Source organism: Hydrogenophaga sp., from assembly GCF_025699295.1.
Taxonomy (GTDB): domain Bacteria; phylum Pseudomonadota; class Gammaproteobacteria; order Burkholderiales; family Burkholderiaceae_C; genus Hydrogenophaga.
In genome coordinates this window covers 136,316-159,372 of sequence record NZ_JAILWB010000007.1, presented here as the reverse complement: position 1 = coordinate 159,372, position 23,057 = coordinate 136,316, and the positions used below count along the sequence as shown (strand labels likewise).

20 protein-coding genes are annotated in these 23,057 nt (G+C 65.9%); 18 read left to right on the top strand and 2 right to left on the bottom strand.

Annotated elements, in window-relative coordinates:
* Window positions 1–13 precede the first annotated feature (13 nt).
* The 11 genes from K5880_RS09255 (at window position 14) to K5880_RS09205 (ending at window position 10,035) form a co-directional block, all read left to right on the top strand.
* Window positions 14–1,012: a tripartite tricarboxylate transporter substrate binding protein gene (locus tag K5880_RS09255; RefSeq protein ID WP_297651004.1), complete on the top strand. Its 999-nt coding sequence runs from the start codon at window positions 14–16 to the stop codon at window positions 1,010–1,012.
* A 4-nt stretch (window positions 1,013–1,016) separates the two neighbouring features.
* A complete protein-coding gene (locus K5880_RS09250) occupies window positions 1,017–1,415 on the top strand; it encodes a RidA family protein (protein WP_297651002.1) in 399 nt (132 codons plus the stop codon).
* Window positions 1,416–1,514: 99 nt separating this feature from the next.
* Window positions 1,515–2,198, top strand: a complete 684-nt coding sequence (locus tag K5880_RS09245; RefSeq protein WP_297651001.1) for a TetR family transcriptional regulator C-terminal domain-containing protein — start codon at window positions 1,515–1,517, stop codon at window positions 2,196–2,198.
* Window positions 2,199–2,355: 157 nt separating this feature from the next.
* A complete protein-coding gene (locus tag K5880_RS09240; protein ID WP_297650999.1) occupies window positions 2,356–3,348 on the top strand; it encodes a PDR/VanB family oxidoreductase in 993 nt (330 codons plus the stop codon).
* A gap of 1 nt (window position 3,349) precedes the next feature.
* The gene (locus tag K5880_RS09235; RefSeq protein WP_297650997.1) at window positions 3,350–4,609 is read left to right on the top strand and encodes an amidohydrolase family protein; all 1,260 of its coding nucleotides are present in this window, start codon (window positions 3,350–3,352) and stop codon (window positions 4,607–4,609) included.
* 20 nt (window positions 4,610–4,629) lie between these two features.
* Complete coding sequence (locus K5880_RS09230; protein ID WP_297650995.1) at window positions 4,630–5,487, top strand: creatininase family protein; 858 nt, start codon at window positions 4,630–4,632, stop codon at window positions 5,485–5,487.
* A 68-nt stretch (window positions 5,488–5,555) separates the two neighbouring features.
* Window positions 5,556–6,551, top strand: a complete 996-nt coding sequence (locus K5880_RS09225) for an ABC transporter substrate-binding protein (RefSeq protein ID WP_297650993.1) — start codon at window positions 5,556–5,558, stop codon at window positions 6,549–6,551.
* Between the two features lie 2 nt (window positions 6,552–6,553).
* Complete coding sequence (locus tag K5880_RS09220; RefSeq protein WP_297650991.1) at window positions 6,554–7,363, top strand: ABC transporter ATP-binding protein; 810 nt, start codon at window positions 6,554–6,556, stop codon at window positions 7,361–7,363.
* Window positions 7,360–8,163: an ABC transporter permease gene (locus tag K5880_RS09215; protein ID WP_297650989.1), complete on the top strand. Its 804-nt coding sequence runs from the start codon at window positions 7,360–7,362 to the stop codon at window positions 8,161–8,163. The genes K5880_RS09220 and K5880_RS09215 overlap by 4 nt, the downstream gene beginning before the upstream one ends.
* Window positions 8,164–8,183: 20 nt before the next feature.
* Window positions 8,184–9,542 (top strand): FAD-binding oxidoreductase, encoded by a 1,359-nt coding sequence (locus K5880_RS09210; protein WP_297650987.1) that lies wholly within the window; start codon window positions 8,184–8,186, stop codon window positions 9,540–9,542.
* A gap of 37 nt (window positions 9,543–9,579) precedes the next feature.
* Entirely contained in the window at window positions 9,580–10,035 is a 456-nt protein-coding gene (locus tag K5880_RS09205) for a RidA family protein (RefSeq protein ID WP_297650985.1), read from the top strand.
* A 281-nt stretch (window positions 10,036–10,316) separates the two neighbouring features.
* Here the strand turns inward: K5880_RS09205 and K5880_RS09200 are convergent, their stop codons facing one another.
* On the bottom strand, window positions 10,317–11,519 hold the full coding sequence (locus K5880_RS09200; protein ID WP_297650983.1) for an HD domain-containing phosphohydrolase: 1,203 nt from the start codon (window positions 11,517–11,519) through the stop codon (window positions 10,317–10,319).
* Window positions 11,520–11,604: 85 nt separating this feature from the next.
* On the bottom strand, window positions 11,605–14,814 hold the full coding sequence (locus tag K5880_RS09195) for a 4Fe-4S double cluster binding domain-containing protein (protein ID WP_297650981.1): 3,210 nt from the start codon (window positions 14,812–14,814) through the stop codon (window positions 11,605–11,607).
* Window positions 14,815–14,915: 101 nt separating this feature from the next.
* On the opposite strand from K5880_RS09195, the gene K5880_RS09190 reads away from it, so the two are divergent.
* From K5880_RS09190 to K5880_RS09160, 7 genes are all read left to right on the top strand, one after another.
* Window positions 14,916–15,842: a LysR substrate-binding domain-containing protein gene (locus tag K5880_RS09190; RefSeq protein WP_297650979.1), complete on the top strand. Its 927-nt coding sequence runs from the start codon at window positions 14,916–14,918 to the stop codon at window positions 15,840–15,842.
* Window positions 15,843–16,176: 334 nt separating this feature from the next.
* A complete protein-coding gene (locus K5880_RS09185) occupies window positions 16,177–17,433 on the top strand; it encodes a site-specific integrase (RefSeq protein ID WP_297650976.1) in 1,257 nt (418 codons plus the stop codon).
* On the top strand, window positions 17,430–17,927 hold the full coding sequence (locus tag K5880_RS09180; protein ID WP_297650974.1) for a hypothetical protein: 498 nt from the start codon (window positions 17,430–17,432) through the stop codon (window positions 17,925–17,927). Before K5880_RS09185 ends, K5880_RS09180 begins: the two co-directional genes overlap by 4 nt.
* Window positions 17,928–18,020: 93 nt before the next feature.
* A complete protein-coding gene (locus K5880_RS09175) occupies window positions 18,021–18,302 on the top strand; it encodes a helix-turn-helix domain-containing protein (protein ID WP_297650972.1) in 282 nt (93 codons plus the stop codon).
* Window positions 18,299–18,523 carry a hypothetical protein gene (locus K5880_RS09170; RefSeq protein WP_297650970.1) on the top strand — a complete coding sequence of 75 codons (225 nt, stop codon included), beginning with the start codon at window positions 18,299–18,301 and terminating at the stop codon, window positions 18,521–18,523. The genes K5880_RS09175 and K5880_RS09170 overlap by 4 nt, the downstream gene beginning before the upstream one ends.
* Window positions 18,524–18,755: 232 nt before the next feature.
* Entirely contained in the window at window positions 18,756–21,542 is a 2,787-nt protein-coding gene (locus K5880_RS09165) for a phage/plasmid primase, P4 family (protein ID WP_297650968.1), read from the top strand.
* Window positions 21,543–22,321: 779 nt separating this feature from the next.
* Window positions 22,322–22,891, top strand: a complete 570-nt coding sequence (locus tag K5880_RS09160) for a hypothetical protein (RefSeq protein WP_297650966.1) — start codon at window positions 22,322–22,324, stop codon at window positions 22,889–22,891.
* Window positions 22,892–23,057 lie beyond the last annotated feature (166 nt).

The following is a 23,057-nucleotide window of genomic DNA, read 5'->3' as shown; positions in this document are numbered from 1 at the left end:
AAGAGAAATCACCATGAACCGCATTGCCCACATGTCCCGCGCCCTGCGCACGTTGACCATCACGACATCCCTTGCCCTGGCCTGCCTGGCGCCCACGCTGGCCTCGGCGCAGAACTACCCGGGCAAGCTGGTGCGCATCGTCGTGCCCTTCCCTCCCGGCGGGAGCACCGACCTGCTCGCGCGCAAGCTCGGCGAGAAGCTCGCCGTCACCTGGAAACAGACCGTGGTGGTGGAAAACCGCGCAGGCGCCGGCGGCACTGTGGGTGCGGACTACGTCTCCAAATCCGAGCCCGATGGCCACACGCTGCTCATCGGTGTGACCGGCAGCAACGGCATCGCCGGCTCGCTCTACCCCAACCTGCCCTACGACATGGTCAAGGGCTTCACGCCCGTCACTGCGGTCGTGAGCGCGCCGCTGGTGATCGTGAAGAACCCAAATCTGCCCGCGAAGAACCTGCAGGAACTGGTGGCCGCTGCGCGCGCCCGACCCGCGTCGATCACCTACGGATCGCCTGGCAGCGGCACCTCGATGCACCTGACCGGCGAAATGTTCAAGCTCGCGACAAAAGCTTCATTCCTGCACATTCCCTACCGCGGCAGCGCGGGCGCGCTCACGGATCTCATGGGCGGACAGATCGACCTGATGTTCGGCGACATCCTGGTGGTGATGCCACAGATCCTGAGCAACAAGCTGGTGCCGCTGGCCGTGACGTCCAGGGAACGCCACCCGCTGCTGCCCAATGTCCCCACTGTGGCCGAGAGCGGCTACCCCGACTTCGAAGCCCTGTCCTGGCAAGGCATGTTCGCGCCACCCGGTACACCCGCGGCGATCGTGGAAAAAATCAACAAGGACGTGAACGCCGCGCTCGCCAGCGCGGACATTCAGGAGTACTTCGTCTCGCGCGGGTTCAGGCTCGGAGGCAGCAGTGCGAGCGAGTACAAGGCCTTCATCGAAGCCGAGACCAAGAAGTGGGCCACCATCGTGAAGGCGTCCGGTGCGAAGCCGGACTGAGACCATGAACAACCCTGGCATCCGACACATCGGACCGCCTGTGGAACGGGCTGGCAAAGTCCAGCCCATCTCGCCCGCGGTGGTGGCGGGTGACCAGCTGGTCTTCGTCGCGGGCCAGGTGCCCATGCGCAATGGCCATCCCGCGGGCGCCGACATCGCGAGCCAGACCCACTACACACTGGATCTGATCGAGGCCATCCTGCAGCGTGCGGGCTGTACGCTGGCCGACGTGGTCAAGACCACCGTCTGGCTGGTGGATGGGAAGGATTACCCGGGCTTCAACGATGCATACGCCGAGCGCTTCCCGGCCGCCACGGCACCCGCGCGCTCTACCGTGATCTCTGGTCTGATCGCTCCCGTGCTGGTGGAGATCGAGGCAGTCGCGCTGCGCCGGCCCGCTTGAAGACGCTTGCGCGCGGCGCACCAGAATGGCGCGGCTGCTATCATGAAATCCCACTTTTCGGCGCGTTGCGGCCAGCCCCGGCCGGCGCCATTCCGGACCATGACAGCAGCAAAATCCCCGGCGCGGCCCAGGCCGCCCGCCGCGACCGGCACGCCTGCACGGCCCGCGCGCGCGGTGCGGGAAAGCCGCCAGCGCATCCTGTCCGCAATCCGCGAAGCCGCCATCGAAGAGTTCAGCCTGCACGGCCTGAAGGGCACTTCCACCCAGGCCATCGCCGAACGCGCCGGCCTCACCAAACCGCAACTGCACTACTACATCACGGGCAAGGAAGAGCTCTACATCGAACTGCTCGACTCGGTAATGATGGCCTGGAAGATCGAGTTCGCACCGCCGGGCCTGACCGAGCCCGCCGACATACTGGCGCACTACATTCGCCAGAAGCTGGACCATGCCTTCGACCAGCCCACTGTCTCGCGCATCTTCACGCGCGAGATCCTGGACGGCGGCCACAACCTCGGCCGCTACTGGCCCAATGCCCGCGTCTGGATCCAGAAGGAAGTGGCCATGATCAACAGCTGGATCGCACGCGGACTGATGCGACCGATGAACGCGCACTTGTTGCTCATGCATATCTGGGCCATGACGCAGCACCACGCCGACTTCGCCCTGCAGGTGCGCGAGCTCTGCGGCACGGAGCGCGATCCCGCGCCGCTGAACCGCGAGGCCGTGGCGAACGACCTGATCCCGTTCGTGCTGCGCGGCTGCGGGCTGATGCGCGACTGAGCGCCTCGTGGCGCCATCGACACGGGCGCCACTTTCCACCCATGAATCCGAGGGTATCTACGGTTTTCGCGCGCGCCTTTTTCCTTATACTGACCAAATAGTCAAATTAAACGGTCAGACATTGAGCGCAATCCTTCCGGCGGACCCAACGCCGCCCGTGTCCACCCCTTCAGCCCCAGTGGGCGCACGCGATGAGCTGACCATGCGCGTCACGCGCGTCGTGCGCCACACCGACGAGGTGAGCAGCTATGTGCTGCAGCGCGTCGATGGCCAGCCACTGCCCGCTTGCGAGGCCGGTGCGCACGTCGACGTCTACCTGCCCGGCGGGCTGGTGCGCAGCTACTCTCTCTGCGGCGACCCTGCGCGCACCACCGAGTCGTACGAGATCGCGGTCAAGCGCGAGGACAACGGCCGCGGGGGTTCGCGCGCCCTGCACATGTGGGCGCGCGAAGGCGAGATCCTGCGCATCGGCATGCCGCGCAACCAGTTTCGCCTCGCGCCCGATGCGCCCCACCACCTGCTGCTCGCCGGCGGCATCGGGTTGACGCCACTGGTGTCCATGGCCCACGCGCTGCACGCCCGCGGCGCCTCGTTCACGCTCGCGGCGTTCGCTCGCAGCGCGCAGCACCTGCCGCTGACCCGTGCGCTGGACCACGCGCCCTGGCGCGACCGGGTGCAGGTCCACTTCGACAACGTGCCTTCGCCCACGAACGCGGCCACCGTGGTAGCGCAAGCCCCGGCCGGCTCGCACGTCTACTTCTGCGGCCCCGAGGGTTTCATGGCCCACGTACGCACTGCCTGCCAGACCTGGGCCCCCGAGCGCGTGCATTTCGAATACTTCAGCGCTCCGACGAAGACGGGCACCGACGCGGCAGCCCCTGCCGATGGGGATGCCTTCGAGGTGGTGCTCGCGCGCCGCCAGCAGCGCCTGCAGGTGGCGCCCGGCAAGAGCATCGCGATGGTGCTGCAAGGCGCGGGCATCTCGGTAGACACGGTGTGCGAACAAGGCATCTGCGGCTCCTGCCTCACACCCTACCTCGACGGCGCGCCGGACCACCAGGACATGTGCATGACCGAGGCCGAGCGCGCCACGCACGTGGCCATCTGCTGCGCGCGCAGCCACTCCCCCACATTGACGCTGGACCTCTGACATGCCACGGCCACCCGCTGCGCCCGCCGCCATCACCCACGCATGCCTGCCGCGCTGGCTGTTGCCGCAGGACTGGCCCCAGCAAAGCGGCGGCCCCGCGCTGGCACGCATCGAGCTGGCCGATGGCCGCGTCACGCGCACCACGCCCATGACCGTGGACGCACCCGTGCACAGCGACAGCTGGGACGTGCAAGGCGCGCTGGTGCTGCCCGGCATGGTCGATGCCCACACGCACCTGGACAAGGCCTTCATCCTGCCGCGCATCGGTGCGGTGAAGCCCGGCCTGCTGGGCGCGATCGACGCCGTGATGGCCGACCGCACGCACTGGACGCACGCCGACCTGCGCGAGCGCGCCGAGCGTGGCCTGCAATGGGCATGGGAAGCCGGCACCACGCACCTGCGCACCCACATCGACTGGTGGGACCCGCAGACGCCGCCCATGGCCTGGAACGTGATCGCCGAACTCGCCGCCGAGTGGCGCGGGCGCATACGCCTCGAACAGGTGGCGATGATCAAGCTCGCGCTGTTCCAGGACCGCGACGATGCCCACCGCCTGGCGCGGCGCGTGGCCGACACCGGCGTGCACGCACTGCTCGGTGGATTCGTGCATTCCAGCAACTGGGCCCCCGCCGCCTTGCGCCGCCTCGTGCTCGCCGCACAAGCGATCGACCTCGACCTCGACCTGCACGTCGACGAAGAACTCAACCCCGCCGCCCAAGGGCTGGCCTTCATCGCCGGGCTGCTGCGAGACATCGGCTTCACCGGTCGCGTGGTCTGCGGCCACAACTGTGCGCTCGCGGCCCAATCCGAGGCGCAGGCGCTGGCCACGCTGGACGCCGTCGCACGCGCACCGATCACGCTGGTGTCCCTGCCCATTACCAACCTGCTGCTGCAGGACGCTGCCACTGACCGCACGCCGCGCCTGCGCGGGCTCACGCTGGTGAAGGAAGCGCGAGAGCGCGGCATCCCGCTGCTGTTCGCCAGTGACAACGTGCAAGACCCGTTCTGCCGCGCCGGCAGCCTGGACCCGCTCGAAGCCATGCAGGCCGCCGCGCTCGCCGGCCAGCTCGATGCGCCCTTCGATACCTGGTCCGACGCGTTGTGCCGCAGCGACTGGCTGCAGCGCCAGCCCCTCGCGCGCGCCTCGCTCGACGGCGCGAACGCCGACCTTGTGATCTTCACCGCCTCGGACGTCCATTCCTGGCCTTCGCGAAGCGCGCCACGTGTGGTGCTGCGCCACGGCCGCACCCTCACTCCCTGATCCCCACAAGGACCCACCCCATGATGCACGGCTACTTTCCCCCGCACCGCTTCCTGCCTTACCTGGCCTGGACGGAAATCACCGCGCTGCCCGACCGCGAGAACACCGTCATCGTGCTGCCGGTGGGCGCCACCGAACAGCACGGTCCGCACCTGCCCTGTTCGGTCGATACGGTGATTGCGGCCGGTGTGATCGGCAAGGCCTTCGAGCGCCTGCCGGCCGAGATTCGCGCCTTCGGCCTGCCACCCATCACCTACGGCAAGTCCGAAGAGCACCTGCACTTCGCCGGCACCATGACTCTCAGCGGCACCACACTGCTCTCGACCATGATCGAACTCGGCGAGTCGGTCTACCGCTCGGGCTTTCGCAAACTGGTTTTCGCCAACGGCCACGGCGGCCAGCCGCAGGTGCTGGAGATGGCGGCGCGCGAACTGCGCCTGCGCCATGGTGACTACGTGGTCGTGCCCTACGGCGTCTCGCGCGTGCCCAACGTCTCGGGCCAGTTCATCAGCGAGCAGGAGCGCAAGCTCTCCATGCACGCCGGCCATTCGGAGACCGCGCTGATGCTGGCACTGGCGCCCGAGACGGTGCACATGGAACGCGCCGCCGCGTACTTCCCTCCACCGTTCCCGAGCAAGACGCTCTCGGCCGACGGCCGCCCGGCCTGCGCCTGGGTCGCGCGCGACTTTGGCGCCAGTGGCGTCATCGGCGACCCCACCACCGCCACCCGCGAACAGGGCGAAGCCATCCTCGACAGCCTGGCCAACAGCTGGGTCAACGCCATCACCGAACTCTTCACCATGCGCTGGGTCGTCCGCGAGGAAGCGACCTGGGGGCGTGGCCACCACACCGGTCACATCCAGCAAACGCTGGTCTGACCCGCGACACCTTTCTCCCCACCGCGCCCCTTCCGACCCACCCCAACCCTTCGACAGAAAGACCTGCCATGTCCTACATGAAACTGCCCCGCCTGTGCCGCGCCCTCGGCGCTACCGCCTTCGGCGTCCTGAGCCTGACCGTGGTCCAGGCGCAGGAAAAGTTCACCTTCATGACCAACTGGTACGCGCAGGCCGAGCACGGCGGTTACTACCAGGCCCTGGCCAACGGCATCTACAAGAAACACGGCCTGGACGTGACCATCAAGATGGGGGGCCCGCAGATCAACATCATCCAGATCATGGCCGCCGGCCAGGCAGACTGCATCATGGGCGCGACCGACACGCAGATGATGGTGGCGCGCGGCAACGGTTTGCCGATCGTCAACGTGGCCGCCATCTTCCAGAAGGACCCGCAGGTGCTGATCGCCCACGAAGACGTGGAGTCTTTCGAAGACATGAAGGGTAAGACCATCCTGATCGCTCCCACCGCGATGCGCGGCATGTGGTCCTGGCTCAAGGGCAAGTACGGCTACACCGACGCGCAGGCGCGACCCTACACCTACAACATCCAGCCCTTCGTCGCCGACAAGAACGTCGTGCAGATGGGCTTTCTCTCGTCCGAACCGTTCGCGATCCAGAAGGCCGGCGTGAAGGCCAACACCTTCCTGCTGGCCGACCAGGGCTACCCGCCCTACGCCAACCTGGTGTCCTGCATGGAGAAAACCGTGAAGGAGCGCGAGAACACCGTGGCTGCCTTCGTGAAAGCCACTGCCGAGGGCTACAAGAGCTACCTGGCCGACCCGGCGCCCGCCAACGCGCTGATCAAGAAGGACAACCCCAACATGACCGACGACCAGCTGAACTACGGTATCAGCAAGATCAAGGAGATGGGCATCATCACCAGCGGCGATGCGGCCCAGAAGGGCATCGGCATCATGACGCGTGAACGCCTGCAGAAGACGCACGCGTTCCTGGTCGAGAACCAGATGATCGATCCGGCCAAGGTCAACATCGACCAGGCCTACCGCTTCGACATCGCTCGCACCGCCAACGTCCTGCCCTGAACATGAAGACCGACCCACCGTCCACCGGCCCGGCCATTCACGTCCAGGGCGTCCAGAAGACCTATCCCAACGGCACCGTGGCCCTGCAGCCGGTGGACATGACCGTGCGCGAGGGCGAATTCGTCACGCTGCTCGGCCCATCGGGCTGCGGCAAGAGCACGCTGCTCAAGATGGTGGCGGGTCTGCTCGAACCCACCAGCGGCAGCCTCAAGCTCTGGGGCCAGGGCGTGAACCAGCTGGAGCGGTCGGGCCACCGCCTGGCCTTCGTGTTCCAGGCGCCCACGCTGATGCCCTGGGCTTCTGTGCAGACCAACGTGCGCCTGCCACTGGACCTGGCCGGTGTGGCGCGCGCCGAGGCCGATGCCCGCGTGGCCGATGCGCTCGCGCTGGTGGGCCTGTCCAGGTTCGCCAAGGCCTTGCCACGTGCGCTCTCCGGCGGCATGCAGATGCGGGTGTCGATCGCGCGCGGCCTGGTGGTGGAACCCACGCTGCTGTTGATGGACGAGCCCTTCGGCGCGCTCGATGAAATCACGCGCCACAAGCTCGACGCCGACCTGCTCGAACTCTGGCAGAAGAAGAACCTCACGGTTGTCTTCGTCACGCACTCGATCCACGAGGCGGTGTTCCTGTCCAGCCGTGTGGTGATGATGGCCGCGCGCCCGGGCCGCATCGTGGAAGAAGTTCACATCGACCAACCGTACCCGCGCACGCCCGACTTCATGGTCTCCACCGAATTCAGCCACTACGCCAAACGGTTGCAGGACAGCCTGCTTCGCGCCAGCCGCGACACGACCGAGGGCGCTCACCCATGATCACGACACCTTTCTTGAAACAGCCCCGCGTGCAGCGCGTCCTGTACCCGGCGCTCGTCGCCATCGTGTTGATCTCCATCTGGCACGGTCTGGTGGTCGGCCTGGAACTACCTCCCTACCTGATCCCCTCGCCGGGGTTGATGATGGAGACGCTGATCAAGGACTGGGCCACGCTGTTCGATTCGCTGATCATCACGATGAAAATCACCGTGCTGTCCTTCGTGGTGGCCGTGGTCATCGGCGTGCTGATCTCGTTCCTGTTCGTGCAGAGCCGGCTGATCGAGACCGCACTGTTCCCGTACGCGGTGCTTCTGCAGGTCACACCCATCGTGGCGATCGCGCCGCTGATCATCATCTGGGTCAAGCAGCCCACGGCTTCGCTGGTGGTTTGTGCCGCGCTGGTGGCGTTGTTCCCCATCATCTCCAACACCACGCTGGGCCTGCGCAGCGTCGACCCCGACCTTCAAAGCTACTTCAGGATGAACCGCGCCACGCGCGGCCAGATCCTGTGGCGCCTGCGCATCCCGAGCGCACTGCCCTACTTCTTCGGCGGCCTGCGCATCTCCTCCGGCCTGGCGCTGATCGGTGCCGTGGTGGCCGAGTTCGTCGCCGGCACCGGTGGCACCAACACCGGCCTGGCCTACCAGATCCTGATGGCGGGCTACCAGCTGGACATCCCACGCATGTTCGCCGCGCTGCTGCTGATCTCGCTCGCCGGCGTCTTCCTGTTCGTGCTCATGGCCTGGCTGACCAAGGTGTCGCTGGGCTCCTGGCATGCCAGCGAAATCGGCCAGGACTGAACCGCCTTGAAATACACGCCATGAATGCCCCCAACACCTCCATCGAACAACTGCAGCACGAACTGCCCGACCTCGACTGGATCACCGACCCCCTCAAGATCGGCCGACTGTCGCAGGACTTCTCGTGGTTCAGCCCCGTGCTCAAACGCCAGCTGCTCGGCAAGCGCGGCGACATCGCCGTCAAGCCCCGCACCGAAGACGAGATTCGCCGCGTGGCCGCTGCCTGTGCACGCCGTCGCATCCCGCTCACCTTGCGTGGCAGCGGCACCGGCAACTACGGCCAGTCCACGCCGCTGCACGGCGGCGTGATCCTGGACATGAGCGGCTACAACGCCTTCCTGTGGTCACGCCCCGGCGTGGGCCGCGCGCAGGCCGGCATCCGCCTCGCCGAGTTCGACAACGCCTCCCGTCCGATGGGTTGGGAACTGCGCTGCATTCCCTCCACCTTCCGCAGCGCCTCGCTGGGCGGCCTGTTCAGCGGCGGCTTCGGTGGTGCAGGCTCGATCAACTACGGCCCGATCGGTGCCGCCGGCAACATTGTCGGTATCCGTGCGATGAGTCTGGAGGCCGAGCCGCAGGTGGTGGAACTGCGTGGCCCCGAGGCCTTGCTGATGCACCACCTCTGGGGCACCAATGGCCTGGTGCTCGAAGTGGAGATGGCGCTGGCGCCGGCGCACCCCTGGCTGGAAATGATCGTCACCTTTGACGACGCCGATCGCGCGCTCGACTTCGGCAACGCGCTGGCTCTCGCGCCGGGCATCGTGAAGAAGAACATCGCCGTGCTGGACGACCCGATCCCCGGCTACATGACCTCGCTGGCCGAACACCTGCCCAAGGGCTGCCATGCCGCGCTGGTGCTGGTGGCCGAGTTCTCCGAAGCCGCCGCGCTTCAAGTGGCAACCGCCCACGGCGGCAGCGTCACCTACCGGCGCACGGCGGACGAGGCGCGCGCCCAGCACCACACGCTGGTCGAATATTGCTGGAACCACACCACGCTGAACGCGCTCAAGGTGGACAAGGGCCTGACCTACCTGCAGACCACGTTCACGCCGGGCAAGCACCTGGATCAGGTGCGCCAGATCCGCGCGCTGTTCGGCGATGAAGTGCTGATGCATGTGGAGTTCCTGCGCAGCATGGACGGCTTCACCACCTGCACCTCGCTGCCGCTGGTGCGCTTCACGACCGAGGAACGGCTGAATCAGATCATTCAGATCTTCCGCGACAACGGCATCCGCGTGAACAACCCCCACACCTTCATCATCGAAGAAGGCAAGGTCGGCGGCGACCTGCCGCAGAACGTCATCGACATGAAGCAGCGCATGGACCCGGCCGGGCTGCTGAACCCCGGAAAGATGCGGGCCTGGGGTGTACCCGGCTGATGTCCCCTCCACGTCCGCTCAATTCACGGAGATTCTCATGAGCACTGGCACCCCCATGGCCCACTATGCAGCCGCCAGACGCGTTGGCGATTTCGTGTTCATGAGCGGCGTGGTGGCGGTGGACCCTGCCACGCGCCGGGCCGTGACCCGCTATGAGGACCTGCCCAAGGACGCGCTCGCATCGCTGCGCGGGCAGGGCTACGTCACCGGCCAGATGTCGGTGGATGTGTTCGAGGCGCCCATCGTGGCTCAGAGCTGGATCGTGCTGGAGCGCATCCGGCAGATCGCCGAGGAGCATGGCGGTCAGATGTCCGACGTGGTCAAGCTGGTGCAGTACTTCCGCGAACTGCCGCACTATGCCGCTTACAACCGCGTGCGCGGCCTGTTCTACCCGAGCGATCCCCCGGTCAGCACGGTGGTCGAGGTCTCGCGCTTCCTGCCGGACGATGAGGTGCTGGTGGAAGTGGAAGCCACGATGTACCTGCCGCGCTGAAGCGGCGCCTGCGCTAGGGCCTGTTCACACTATTTTTCCAAGATGCGTTGCGGATCAAAAATGCCATGCGCAAGGCGCGAAACGCAGACGGGCCGGTGGCCCGGCGAGGCTTCGCAACGCGGCGCATGGCATTTTTGGCCGCAACCCGAAGGGAAGGGGTTGAAAACAGCGCCACTCTTCGTTGCACTCCTAGGCCAGACGCCCGGTCTGGCCGTCGCCGTGCGCCTCGATTGGCGCTGTTTTCAACCCCTTCGCACTTGGAAAAATAGTGTGAACAGGCCCTAGCGGCGGGTCAACAAGCGGGGCACGTTCACCACCACCCGCACGTCACCGGGCGAAAGGCTGGCCTTGACCTCGAAAGCCGGGTCCTGTGTGTCGCGCAGCGTGGGCTCGCCCAGCGGCATGCCCTGGCGGCCGACGATGGAGAAGACCCGCGGCGTGTTGGCCTTCGGGCCACGCCGCGTCACCACCGCCACTTCCTCGTTGGCCAGTCGCACATAGCTGCCCGGCGGGTAAAAGCCGACATGCTTGACGAACAGCGCCCCGAGTGGATCGGGCCGCTGGTCCGGGCCCAGATACAGTTCGCGCGCCACCTGTTGCGCCAACAGACCGCCACGCCCGGGGCGTGGGCTCAGGCAGGCAACGTACACGTCAGCCATCTGCAGCAGGCGCGGGGCCACGTCGGTGGTGCATTTGCCGGCGGGGTAACCGCTGCCGTCGGGCCGCTCATGCTGTTCTTCCACCAGTTGCAGCCACAGCGGGTCGATGACCCCGAGCTGGCGCAGCAGGTTTGCGCCCAGCGTGGGGTGCTCCTGCACGGCCTGGCGCTGGGCGCTGGACAATGGCGCGGTCTGGCGGGCCATGGCGTCGTGCGCGTGCGTCATGCCGATGTTCATGGTGAGCGCGGCACGCAGCAGCGTGCCCTGCTCGCCAGGCGACAGGCCCGTGTGGGGCGAGACCAGCGCGCACAGACCGGCCGACAGCAGCGCGTGCGTGGTGCTGTAGCCCATGCGCGCGTCGAACAGCAGCTGCACCAGCACCAGGAAGCTGTTGTCCGGCGCGGCGCACCACAAGCCCTGCACGCGCGTGGCAAGGCGCTCTATGCGTTCGAAGAACTGGGGCGCCGCGGCGCCCTGGTGCAACAGAGTGCCGAGCGAAGCGTGCAGATCGGTCCAGGCTTCAACCGGGCCGGCCTCTTCGCGCGCCGTAGCGTTCGGCACATCCACAGCGTGGCTCACGCCCGCTATGCGGTTCAGCGGCGCGTTGTCGCGCACCATGCGATCGAGCTCGGTGGTGTAGCTGTAGGTCCAGGCGCGCCAGTCGCTCTCGAGCACCACCGGGCCGTGCAGCATGAGCAGGCCGCGGTGCTGCTCGGAGGTGATCGCCTCGCCCTTGCGCAGCAAGAGCACACCCTTCGGATCCCACACATTGACGGGAACCGGCTGTTGCAACGCAATGGCGTCCAGGGGAAGCGGCTTGTACATTCCTGCGAATGTACGGGCTCCCGGCGCCGGAGAAACCCCGGAACAACAGCGAAAAAGCCCGCAAGTTCAAGGACTTGCGGGCGGTCTACAGGTCGACGACCAGGCTCGCGCCAGGCTGCGCCGGGCGCGAGCAGCACAGAATGACCCGGTGCTCGCGCTCGCGCCGGCTGAGCACGAAGTCGCGGTGCTCGACGGTGCCGGAACGCTCCGCGTCGAAGGACACGGCGCACACGCCGCACAGGCCGTCGCTGCATTTGGTGGTCACCGCGAAGCCCGCCTCGGCCAGCACGTCGGTGGCGCGGCGGTCAGCGGGGACGTCCAGCGTGCGGCCGCTGCGGGTGAGCTCCAGCACGAAGGGGTGGTTCTCCCAGGCGTCGGCGTCAGGCACGCTGAAGTACTCGCGGTGCAGCGCATCTTCCGGCCAGAGCCGCCGGGTCGCGGCCTCGAACACGCCGTCCATGTAGCGCGGCGCGCCGCAGGTGTAGAGGTGAAAACCGGGTTCGAAGCCGGGGATGAGCGCGGCCAGGTCGGCGCGGCTGCCTTCGTCCTTGATGTGCAGGCTGACGTGCTCGCGCCAGGGCACCTGTTCCAGATCGGCCAGAAAGCCCGCGGTCTTGCGGCTCGCCGCGCTGTAATGGAAGTCGAACGAGCGCCCCAGGGCATGCAGCCGGTGCGCCATGGCGATCATGGGCGTGACCCCGATGCCGCCAGCGAACAGCAACGAATGGCGGGCATCCTCGTGCAGCGGGAAATGGTTGGCGGGCCGGCTGATGAAGACCTTGCGGCCTTCGCGGAACGCGCGGTGCATGAGTGCCGAGCCGCCCCGGCCCTGCGCTTCTCGCAGCACGCCGAGCACGTAGCGGCTGCGGTCCGCGGGGTCGCCCGCCAGGCTGTAGGCGCGCTGGTACTCGGGCGCGATGACCACGTCGACGTGGGCGCCGGCCTCGAATGCCGGCAATTCGCCACCATCGAGCGCGGCGAATTCGTACTTCGCAACGTCCAGCGCCATCTCCTCGCGCCGCTTGAGCAGCACCGGAAACACCGGCGGCTCGCCCTCGGGCAGGCGGAACGGTGGCGCCAGGCCCTCGGTGTCGCCGGCAGCCACGCGTTCCTTGTACTGCTGCGGCGTCAGCAGCGCGCGGTAGCGCTCGATGCCCTCGTCGCGGTTGACGGGAAACGGCACCGGGTACGGCGGCGGCATGCGGTCGGCCGGGTACACGGCCAGCGTCTGGTCCTCGTAGCGCAGCGCCAGGTCGGTCTGCAGGCCACGCCGGTTGGTCTGCGCCGCGCGCACGTAGCCACCCGTGGTGCGATCGAGTTCCACGTCCCACCACCAGGTCTTCACCGGATTGATTGCGCCCCGTCCCAGTTTGTCGTCCAGCGCCGCCAGCGCTGGCGCAGCGACCGGCAGCTTCATCGCCACCTGCCGCCACAGTCCGTCGGCCAGCAGGCCTTCCAGGTTCCAGGGGCAGGTCTTCATGCAGCGCCCGCACATGCCGCCGGCGGCATTGGTGATGCGGTAGCGCGCGCACTTCTCGGCGTCGCTCTTCCAGATCTCGTAGCCGTTGTACATGAGCTTGGGCCCGGCAGTGATGGCCCCCGAGGGGCACTCGCGCGCGCACTTGTTGCAGCTCTCGCAGAAGCGCTGCAGCCCGAAATCGATCGGCCGGTCGTGCGCCATCGGCAGGTCGGTGGTGACCGTTCCACTCTTGAGGCGCGGGCCGAGAAACGGGTTGAGGATGACCTCGCCGATGCGGCTGACCTCGCCCAGCCCCGAGAGCAGCAGCAGCGGCGGCTGCAGCACGTCGCCGTCGAGCACCGAGTGCACGCGCGCCGAATAACCCAGGCGGCGGATCTGCTCGCCGATGATGCCGCCCAGCATCGAGAAGCGCAGGTAGGCGCGCATGCTTTGCGCCACCGAGATCCAGTCGTCGCCGCTGGCACCCTCCATGGTCTCGTGCCCCTGGTCGAGCAGCAGGTTGACCGCGTTGGCGTGGTAGGCCTGCATGGCGTTGCCGCCCGCGTCGTGCGAGTAGTACGCCCACTCGGGCACGCCGCACAGGCCCACCGCGTCAACGCCCAGGTAATAGGCAGTGGCCTTGAGGTTGTCGGCGTTGCGCCGCGGGTCGGTCGTGCTGGCGGCCACCGGCCCGCGCGCCTCGCCGAACTGCAGCAGCAGCAGCGCCCCCAGCGCGCGGCGGGCACAGGCCCCGATGGGGCTCTTCATCACGTAGTGCGCGTTCTTCGCACCGTCCTGCACCGGTTTGCCCAGGTCGCCAAACAGCGCGCGGGCAAAGAAGTCGGCCCGTTTGGGAAAACGCGGCACGCGCGCGTGGTCGATGAAGGTGGTGGGGTCGTCCTGGCGTTTGAGGGTCTCGAACGGGTACGCGCCCTGACGGAATTCGCGCCGGGCAAAGGCTTCCCGGTTGAAGGCGTTCTTGAGCGTGCCCTTGCCCAGCCACCAGGCTGGCCCATGCGAGCGGACACGCCGTTGACGCTCGCTCAACGGGCGGTCCACGGTCATGGCGAAATCCGTGGTGACAGCGGCCAGACCGAAGCGCCGACCCATGTAGGGATTGCTGCCGTCGGGCAGCGTGAGTCCGCTGGCCAGGGCCAGCCGGCCCAGGTCCACGTCGCTGCAGGTGGCCGAATGGGCCCGGCCTTCGTAGCCGAGCATGCGCAGGTACGTGGAGAGCAGCACCGCGGTCTGCGCTGTGAGCACCGCCGCGCGCTGTGCCTGCGTGCCCTGAATCCAGTCGCAGCCCGGCTCGTCGGCACGCGGGTCGCGCGGGTACTCGACCAGGATCACGATGGCGTGCGTGTGGCCATCGACCGGGCCGTGCACCTTGCGCGCGGAATCGAGCACGTCGGCCAGGATCATGTCCATGCCGGCGGCGAAGCTCCTGGGCTGCGACGCCTCCAGCTCGGCGCCCAGCGCCGGCACACGCGGGTTGCGGATCGGCTCGGCCAGCAGTGCCTCGCGCGGCAGCGTGCAGATGGCCATCATCGAAGCGTCGAAGTAGTAGCCCGCGGCCTTGATGTGCTCGGCGCGCTCGGCGCCGCCGGCCGGCACTTCGCCCCGCAGCGGGTTGACCGCGCCATCGCGCACCAGATCGAACATGGTGATGAAGCGCGCCATCGCGTGTTTGAGGGACTCGGGGTCCGCGTCGTCGAACGACAGCGCCTGCATCGGGGCCAGCGCCTTCAGCTCGGGCATGGCGTCCTGCCGCGTCAGGCGCTCCAGCGGATACGGGCCGAGATGGACGGGGCGGTCGCGGTAGGAGAAAAGGCGCATGGCGTGGAGGTGGCTGGCAAGGCACTGCGTGGGGGGACCGTGCACTCTAGGGGCCGCACGCGGCTTTGGGAACCGCGCAACCGTTAGACTGATTGCACAACGTGATCACCAAGACCGAACCTCCCATGACCTTGCAGCAGCTGCGCGCCTTCCTCGCCGTCGTTGAACACGGCAGCTTTCGCGCCGCCGCTCGCGCGCTGTCCGTGTCGCAGGCCGGGCTCACACAGCGCGTGCAGGAACTCGAAGCCACCCTGGGTCGCGCGCTGCTGCTGCGCTCGGCGCGTGGCGCGAGCCTGACGGACGCCGGCCTGCGCCTGCGCGAGCGCGCCCTGCTGATCGACGCCGAGGCCCGGCTGGCGCTGGAGGACGCGCCAACCGGCGGCGGGCACGACGAAGGCACGCTGCGCATCGGCGTGGGCCCCACCCCCACGGCCTTGCTGCTGCCGCGCGTGGTGCCCGATTTCCACGCCCGTTTTCCCGGTGTGCGCCTGCGCCTGATGTCGGGCCTGCACGAGCGGCTGCGTCCGGCCCTGCTGCAGGGCTCGCTGGACATGGCGCTGATGGCGGTACCCGACGAAGCCCACTGGCCCGACCTGCACTGCACACCGCTGTTTCGCAGCGCGCTCACGGTGGTGGGCCGCAAGGGCCACCCACTGGCCGGTGCCCGGCAGCTCGAACGGCTGCAGCAGGCCGAGTGGATCCTGATGGGCACGCCCGGCGGACCTGGCGGCACGGCGATCCAGCTGTTCAATGACCATGGCCGCCCTTCGCCCCGGGTCGCGGCGACCTGCGAGAGCTTCACCGAGGTCGCGGCGCTGCTGGCGACCACCGACTGGCTGGCGCTGCTGCCGGCCGAGATCGTGCGCAGCGGGCTCATCGGCCCGCACGTCGCGCCCATCGCCATCCGCGAACAGGCGCCCCGCTACGACAACTGCCTGGTGCAAAGGCAAGGTGCGCCCGTCACACCCGCTGCGGCGGCGTTCGCGACCATGTGCCGATCGTGGTCGCGCGTGGTGGCACGCGGGTGAACCGAGCGCAGAAACGACAACGCCACCCGAAGGTGGCGTTCGCCGATGTCGCTGTGGACTGTTCTGGTGGGCGGTGCAGGGTTCGAACCTGCGACCCCTGCCGTGTGAAGGCGAAAAATGGGGGTTTTTGGCTTGTATTGGATTGCACCTACAAGAACTTTCCAGCACCCATCTGGACTCCTTTATGAGAACGATTCGCCTAGGTAAATGCTTGCAAGACCCCTGCTGTGTGATCTAACCTTGCACTTGGTCGCACTCCACCGCACTTGTTCGAGCGTGGAGTCCCGGCAGGAGTCACGGGGATTCCTGCCCTTCCACAGCAAGGGTCCACACCATGGCCGAAGTCGTCACCGCAAAGCTCACGAAAACCTTCATTGCTGAGCGCATCAAGCTCAATGGAGAGCGCCAGACTTTTCGCGACGCCGAGTGCCGCGGGCTCATCCTACGGGTGGGCGCCACCGGCAAGATGTCTTGGGCCTACGACTACCGCAACGCGGCCGGCAAGCGCCAGACCTACACGATCGGAACGGTGGAGCAGTTCGACCCAGGCCGCGCCCGGCTGGTCGTCGAGAAGGTGCGCGGCACTGACCCTGCAGGCCAGAAGCGCGAGGTGCGCGTCGAAGATGCCAAGGCCGAGTCGCGCACCGTGCGCAAGTTCGTTGAGGGCCGGTACTGGACCGACCACCTCGTCTCGCGCAAGAGCGGCCGGGACACCAAGAAGCGAATCCTCTCAGCCTGGGAGCCCATCGTCGATGAAGACATGGCCACCCTAGACGTTCTGGATGTCATCCAGCACCGTGCTGATCGCCTTGCTGACGAGTTGACACCCCAGACGCTGAACCGCGATCGAACCTCCCTGCTGGCGCTCATGAACAAGGCGGTGGAATGGCGGGTGATCGACCGCAACCCGCTCGACGACCCCGCTTTCAAACCCCTGGACACCGCTGATGACAAGCGCGTCCGGTGGCTGGGTCAACGCGACGAGTACGCAGATGTGCGCAATGAGCAGGGAAAAAAAGTCGGCGAACGTGCAAGATTCATGCAGGCGCTGGAGCATGCCGAGACGCCACCCTACATGCGCCGACTCTGTGTGCTCGCGTTGAACACAGGGCTGCGTCGCGGTGAGCTGTTCAAGCTGAGGTGGGAGAACGTCTCGATCCAGCGAGCTGAGATCAAGGTGGCTGCGGCAGACGCCAAGTCAAACCGGACCCGCCACGTGACCCTCAACCAGACCGCCGTGGCCGTGCTGCAGGAAATGGCCGATGAGCGCGACGAAGCGGCGCGCAGAGCCAAGGCAGCCGGCGAGCCCGTGAAGCTTGCGCCCTTCGTCTTTGTCAACAGCGACACCGACAAGCCGTTCGTGACTCTCAAGAAGTCCTGGGCGGTTGTGGTCGAGCGCGCGGGGCTGGTCGACTTCACATTTCACGACCAGCGCCACGACTTCGCGAGCCGGCTGGTGCAAGCCGGGGTGAACCTCTACGAGGTCCGCGATCTGCTAGGCCACTCGAGCATCACCCTGACTGAACGCTACGCACACTTGGCACCACACCAGAAGCGGGCCGCCGTTGCACTTTTGGATGCTGCAGCATGAAGCGCGCAGATGCACTTGAACGGTGGCAGCTGATTGCCGACGGAGCCCTACGCGACGAGGAAGGACACCCCATCGACCTCGTCTCGTGGATTGAGGAGGTTGCACGAAAGGTGGTCAAGGCTAACCAGTCCTCACAGGTCAGTCCAAACGATCTGGCTAGGGCAATTGGACTGACCGGAAAGCGCGGAACGCCTCCAGAAACAGTGCAGAAGATCAAGCTCTGGAACAGCTTCGAACCACCGGAGTACTGGAAGTACTTCGAGGGAAGGAAGGATGCCCGCGACCACGCGGCTGTGGTGCACTCATACAAGCGCGAGATGCCAGATAGAGATTGGGCAGGGTTGACCGACGAGGCGATCTACGAGAAGGCGCGCCAGTGGACTCGTCGCATAGCCACCATCACCTACGCCCGGTCAGTGGCACCAAAAGACTGGGAGAACTGCTCCGATGAAGAGGTGATCAAGCGAATCAAGCGCATGTTTGACGAGGACTGACTCCCGCAATCTCTAGAGTTGCCGGGAGGACAACAACAGCCAAGCTCAATATCGTCGTGCTCACGCGGCCCCCGAAGGGCCTATGGAGCACACATGGAAACTGCCCGCCAACCCACCACGCACCGCGCAGCCAAGCCGGTCACCGTGATCGCACCGCGCGCGCTGCGCGAGACCGAAGCCGCCCAGTACCTTGGGTTCAGCAGCAGCCACATTCGCAACACGCGCACGGCCGACCTTCGCGCGCGGCGCGAGGGAAGGCCCATCAAGGGACCGCGCTGGGTCACCATCGGCACGGCGGTGCGCTACCTGCGCGAAGACCTTGACGACTGGCTGGAGCGGCACCGCGTCGACTGCGGCGAGTTTGAAACCGCATGAGCGCCGCCACCGACCTTGAGGCCAGACTACCGGCCAAGCGTCTGGCCACCGTGCAGGCTCGTCTCGCGCTGCTGGGCTACCAGATGCGCCCTTGTTCCCTTCACGGCAGCTGGTACGTGTTCGGCATAGCGCGAGCACGGCACTGCGCCGAGCTGCAGGACGTCGAGGTCTTCGCCGAAGAGCTGGAGCAAGAGCGCGCTGCGCAGGGGGCGCACGCATGACCACCAGCACCGTCACCAGCACAGGGGTTCGCTCGCGCGGGCGGCCCCGCCTTGACCCCGAGGCGCCGTCTAGAGCCGCGGCAGGAGTGCAGCACCTCATCGCATACCTGTGCCTGTGGTCAAGTACCAAAAAAGTAGCGCCCGGGGCCGAGAAGCGCCGGGCGCAAAACCTTGATCTCACTCAATCACCCGCCGCGTTGACGCGCGACGCACGCTCTGAAGGACACGCGAGATGACTGTAGCCGTCCCTGATTTTTCTGTGGCAACCGGCGGGCAAGGACACGGCCTAAATGGCCACGAGCAGCCGGTTGCTGCGGCTACAACCAAGTGGCGACACCATCGTGTGCTGACGTGCGCTGGCTCGTTTGATACCCAGATTGAGTCGGGTGCGGACTACAAGACGATCTCGCTCGGCGAGGTCTTTGACCAAACTGAGCCAGCGGCGATCCCGAAGCTATGCGCGCCGGCGCTGATTGCCTCGACCTACCACGCCTTTGACGGGCGCAACCACGAAGCCCAGCGCCTTCATGGTCAGTTCGTGGCGATACCGGGCGATATCGACAAGGGTGATACCCCGCTCGAACGGGTTCAGCATTTGGTGCAGGAGTTCTTTGGTGATGGCGTCGCTCACCTGATCTACAGCACGGCCAGCTCAACCGCGGAATCGAAGCGCTGGCGCACGCTGGTTCCCCTGGCGCAGCCACTGCCGTTCGCCGACTGGAACGCGCTGTGCATGGCCTTCTACGGGTACATGGAAGCCAACGGTTGCCGGATGGACTGGTCGTTGGCTCGGGCCGGGCAGATCGCCTACTTACCCAACGTGCCCAAGGCCGCGCGCAACGTTGATGGCAAGCCCAAGTTCTTCTTCCGCAAGGCGCATGACGGCCGTGGGCACACGGCGACCGACGGCTTGGCCGAGCAGCACGTAAACGAGCTGCTGGCCAAGCGCCAGACAGACTCTGATGCTCTTGAGCGTGTTCGAGCAGAAGCTCAAGCTTCGCGTGAGCGTCGGCGTGCACAACGCGGGGCCGGTGACGATACCAGTGTCATCGCGGCCTACAACACAGCCCACGGGGTAGAAGAGCTGCTGATCGACAACGCGTACGAGCAGTCTCCGGCGAACGAGTCGGACTGGCGTAGCCCGTACCAGAGCAGTGGCAGTTACGCGACGCGTGTGATCGATGGTCACTGGATCAGCCTGAGCGCCAGCGATGCGGACGCCAAGCTGGGCGCCGAGTCCAGGAGCGGCCACCGCTTCGGTGACGCGTTTGACCTCTTCTGTCACTTCACCCACGGCGGCAAGTTCAACGAAGCGATCAAGGCGGCAGCGGCTGAGCTTGGACTGCGGGCACCTGCCCAAACGTCTGGTAAGACCCACGCCGAGATCGCCAACGTCATCGACGCAGCAACATTCGCGGGATACGCGCCAGTGGAACTCGCCGACATCGTGATCACCGAGCTCGTGTCGGCCAAGGGCCTCAAGCCCAGCGAAGTTGACGAGTTGCTGAAGCGGCTGAAGGGCGCTACGGGCTTGTCTCTCAAGGCCCTGCGCGATGACCTGACCAAGGCCAAGCGTCTCGGACCAGATGAGGACGCGGCCGAGGTCAGCGTGGAGTGGCCGGTGCCAACCGCACGTGCGTTCTTGGCGGCTTTCTTCACCACGCCCAAGGGTGCGCTGAGCCTTCGCCACTGGCAGGACGAGTTCCTGGCGTGGAACGGATCCCGATACCAGCCGGTGTCGGTGGCCGACATCCGGGCCAAGGTGTACCGGCTCTTCGAGCAAAGCGGTGTGCCGCTGCCCGGGCGCGGCGTTGTCGACAACACCATCGACGCCGTCAAGGCGTTGACCAACGTGCCCTCGTCTACGCGGATGCCGAGCTGGTTGACCAAGGCCCCCCAAGTGGCTGTCAATGAGGTGGTCGCCATCAGCAACGGCCTTCTGCACCTTCCCACCCGCCAGTTGCTACCGCACGACCCGCTGTACTTCAGCGTGGACGCTGCAGACGTGGCCTACGACCCGCGGGCCCCTGTACCGGAGCACTGGCTGCAATTCCTGGCAGACGCCTTCCCTAGCGACCAGGAATCCATCGACAGCCTGCAGCAGTGGTTCGGCTACCTCGTAACGAGCGACACATCGCAGCAGAAGGCGCTGATCTGCGTTGGTCCCAAGCGCTGCGGCAAGGGGACCATCGCCCGTGTGCTGCGCGGACTGCTCGGTGAACACAACTTCACCGGGCCGACGCTTGGTCAGATCGGCAAGGACTTTGGACTGCAGGGTCTGATCAACGCGAAGCTGGCGGTGATCTCGGACGCCCGCATCAGCGGCAGCGCGGACCTCCAGTCAATCAGCGAGAACCTGCTGCGCATCACGGGCGAGGACGCGGTCAGCGTGCAGCGCAAGGGAATCTCGAACTGGGAGGGCAAGCTGCCGACGCGTTTCGTGCTGATGACCAATATCCTGCCCGGGATCGTGGACGGCGGCGGCGCGGTGGCCTCACGGTTCATTGTGCTGCGATTCACCCAGTCGTTCTTCGGGCGCGAAGACCACAAGCTGACCGAGAAACTAATAGCCGAACTGCCGGGGATCCTGAACTGGGCGCTAGACGGGCTGAAAGCGTTGCAGGACCGTGGCGCCTTCATTCAACCGGCCAGCGGGCTGGAGGCCGTCGAGGAGTTGGTGCGCAAAACGACGCCGATCCTGGGCTTCATCAGCGACGCGCTGGAGTTCGATGCCGGCGCGTGGGTAAGCAAGGACAAGCTCTACGACGTGTACCGGCAGTGGTGCGCAGACGAGGGCGCGAAGCACGTCTTGCAAAAGAACAGCTTCATGGGCGAGGTCTACTCCAACAGCGATGGCCGCCTGATCACTTTCAACCCCCGAGTGAAGTGCAAGGACGGCACTAGCAAGCCGCTGAAGGCGGTCAAGGGAGCCCGCATCAAGGACGAATGGCTCGCGCGAATCTTTCACAGCGAAACCACGGAGGTCTTCGATGAAGCGACAGATATGGGCCTCGCCTGAGGGGTTTTCTGCCCGGAGCCGCATGCGGGTGGCTTTTGACCCGCATCACCCGCATCACCCGCATCAGGTGGGGGGCGTTGAGCTCACTGATGCGGGTGATACGGGTCTCCGCACATTCCGACAGTTGATCTGTTCTCTCTATGTAGTGGGAAAAAGAGAGAGGGTTGGGATGTATGCAGAGAGCCCTATGGGCCCTGCAATGGATATTGACCCGAATCACCCGTATCAGGCGAATCTTTGCATGTTGGGCCTACGCCACCATCGGTGGCCGCCGGAATTGCTTTGCGCGTCGCTTTTGCGGGGGGCGATGTGTTCACCGTGATCCAGACCAACGCCCGTGGCGTGCGCATGGGCACTTCAAGCCCAACACATCGCTACACCGATGCCCAAGTTGTACACGCACGCGAGATGCGCGCGGCCGGAGCGACGGTGAAGGCTGTGGCCGAGGTAATCGGGTGCAACCCGAGCACAGCGTGGAGGTGGGCTGTTGGCCACCGGCGTCGTGCACCCGAGGCAGTGCGGGTTGTCCGGCCAAAAGGGGCTGAATTGCCTCGCCACGGCAGAGGTCCTGCAAACTTCGCCTGGGTGAACACCCCTTCCCCCTCAGGTGGACTCCCGCGGGGACTCCATGACCACTACTTCCCATCGACGAAGTGCCCTCCTGATGTGAGGCGCATTGCATGCCAACTAGCTTTCAGGCGCACCAGCCCATGCGAAGTCAGCCTGCTCAACCAGGCCGCGAACGGTCTTGCAAGTTTGCGGTTCAACTTGATTCCGAAATGAGAAGCGAAAAATGGGGCGGGTTGCGTGCGGGAGCTGGCCGGCCAGGAAACGCCCGCCTTGTGGAAGATGCGAGGCGCTTGGATGTTCGCCAGATGCAGAAAGCCGGTCTGTTCCGGGCTCCGTGGCAAGGCATGTGGTGGTGGAAGAACCCTCAGACTCTTGCGACCACCTCCACCATCTCGGTCAGGACATCGCAAAACCACATGTTGATTTCCTACGAAGTTGGGGGCACGCTGGTGCGGGAGACCATCGATCTGAGCCATGCCGCATGTGGATTCGGGGGAACTCGGGTGCTGATGCAGTGCCCGGGATGTCGGCAGCACTGCTCCGTGATGTACTTCGCCAACAGGAATTTTCGATGCAGGCAATGTCATCGGCTGTCCTACGAGTCGCAAAGCGAATCTCGACTGGGACGCCTTGCGATCAAGAAGCAGAAAATCCTCCGAAGGTTAGGTCCTCATGGCAGCCGAAGAAAAGGTATGAACCTAGACACCTACCGCCAGCGGTTTGAAAAACTAGTGGAGGTTGAATTTGCGATCGACGATGAAATCTGCCGTCTGTTGTGATGGTTGACAGTCTTCAAGTTCTAGAACATCGACATCTCGCAGATCTCGTAGATCTCGTCGGTGAGACGTCGACGTTGATGCGGCAAGTCAATCACCAGGATAGTTGTTGAGTTGAAATTGGTTGTTCCCAACGAGGTGCGAAGCCGAAGTCATGCTCGTCGCGACC

Excerpts from the sequence above, each read along its gene's own strand:
- K5880_RS09255 (WP_297651004.1), top strand. The coding sequence starts at position 14 with ATGAACCGCATTGCCCACATGTCCCGCGCCCTGCGCACGTTGACCATC.
- K5880_RS09250 (WP_297651002.1), top strand. The coding sequence starts at position 1,017 with ATGAACAACCCTGGCATCCGACACATCGGACCGCCTGTGGAACGGGCT.
- K5880_RS09245 (WP_297651001.1), top strand. The coding sequence starts at position 1,515 with ATGACAGCAGCAAAATCCCCGGCGCGGCCCAGGCCGCCCGCCGCGACC.
- K5880_RS09235 (WP_297650997.1), top strand. The coding sequence starts at position 3,350 with ATGCCACGGCCACCCGCTGCGCCCGCCGCCATCACCCACGCATGCCTG.
- K5880_RS09230 (WP_297650995.1), top strand. The coding sequence starts at position 4,630 with ATGATGCACGGCTACTTTCCCCCGCACCGCTTCCTGCCTTACCTGGCC.
- K5880_RS09225 (WP_297650993.1), top strand. The coding sequence starts at position 5,556 with ATGTCCTACATGAAACTGCCCCGCCTGTGCCGCGCCCTCGGCGCTACC.
- K5880_RS09220 (WP_297650991.1), top strand. The coding sequence starts at position 6,554 with ATGAAGACCGACCCACCGTCCACCGGCCCGGCCATTCACGTCCAGGGC.
- K5880_RS09215 (WP_297650989.1), top strand. The coding sequence starts at position 7,360 with ATGATCACGACACCTTTCTTGAAACAGCCCCGCGTGCAGCGCGTCCTG.
- K5880_RS09210 (WP_297650987.1), top strand. The coding sequence starts at position 8,184 with ATGAATGCCCCCAACACCTCCATCGAACAACTGCAGCACGAACTGCCC.
- K5880_RS09205 (WP_297650985.1), top strand. The coding sequence starts at position 9,580 with ATGAGCACTGGCACCCCCATGGCCCACTATGCAGCCGCCAGACGCGTT.
- K5880_RS09200 (WP_297650983.1), bottom strand. The coding sequence starts at position 11,519 with ATGTACAAGCCGCTTCCCCTGGACGCCATTGCGTTGCAACAGCCGGTT.
- K5880_RS09195 (WP_297650981.1), bottom strand. The coding sequence starts at position 14,814 with ATGCGCCTTTTCTCCTACCGCGACCGCCCCGTCCATCTCGGCCCGTAT.
- K5880_RS09185 (WP_297650976.1), top strand. The coding sequence starts at position 16,177 with ATGGCCGAAGTCGTCACCGCAAAGCTCACGAAAACCTTCATTGCTGAG.
- K5880_RS09180 (WP_297650974.1), top strand. The coding sequence starts at position 17,430 with ATGAAGCGCGCAGATGCACTTGAACGGTGGCAGCTGATTGCCGACGGA.
- K5880_RS09175 (WP_297650972.1), top strand. The coding sequence starts at position 18,021 with ATGGAAACTGCCCGCCAACCCACCACGCACCGCGCAGCCAAGCCGGTC.
- K5880_RS09170 (WP_297650970.1), top strand. The coding sequence starts at position 18,299 with ATGAGCGCCGCCACCGACCTTGAGGCCAGACTACCGGCCAAGCGTCTG.
- K5880_RS09165 (WP_297650968.1), top strand. The coding sequence starts at position 18,756 with ATGACTGTAGCCGTCCCTGATTTTTCTGTGGCAACCGGCGGGCAAGGA.
- K5880_RS09160 (WP_297650966.1), top strand. The coding sequence starts at position 22,322 with ATGAGAAGCGAAAAATGGGGCGGGTTGCGTGCGGGAGCTGGCCGGCCA.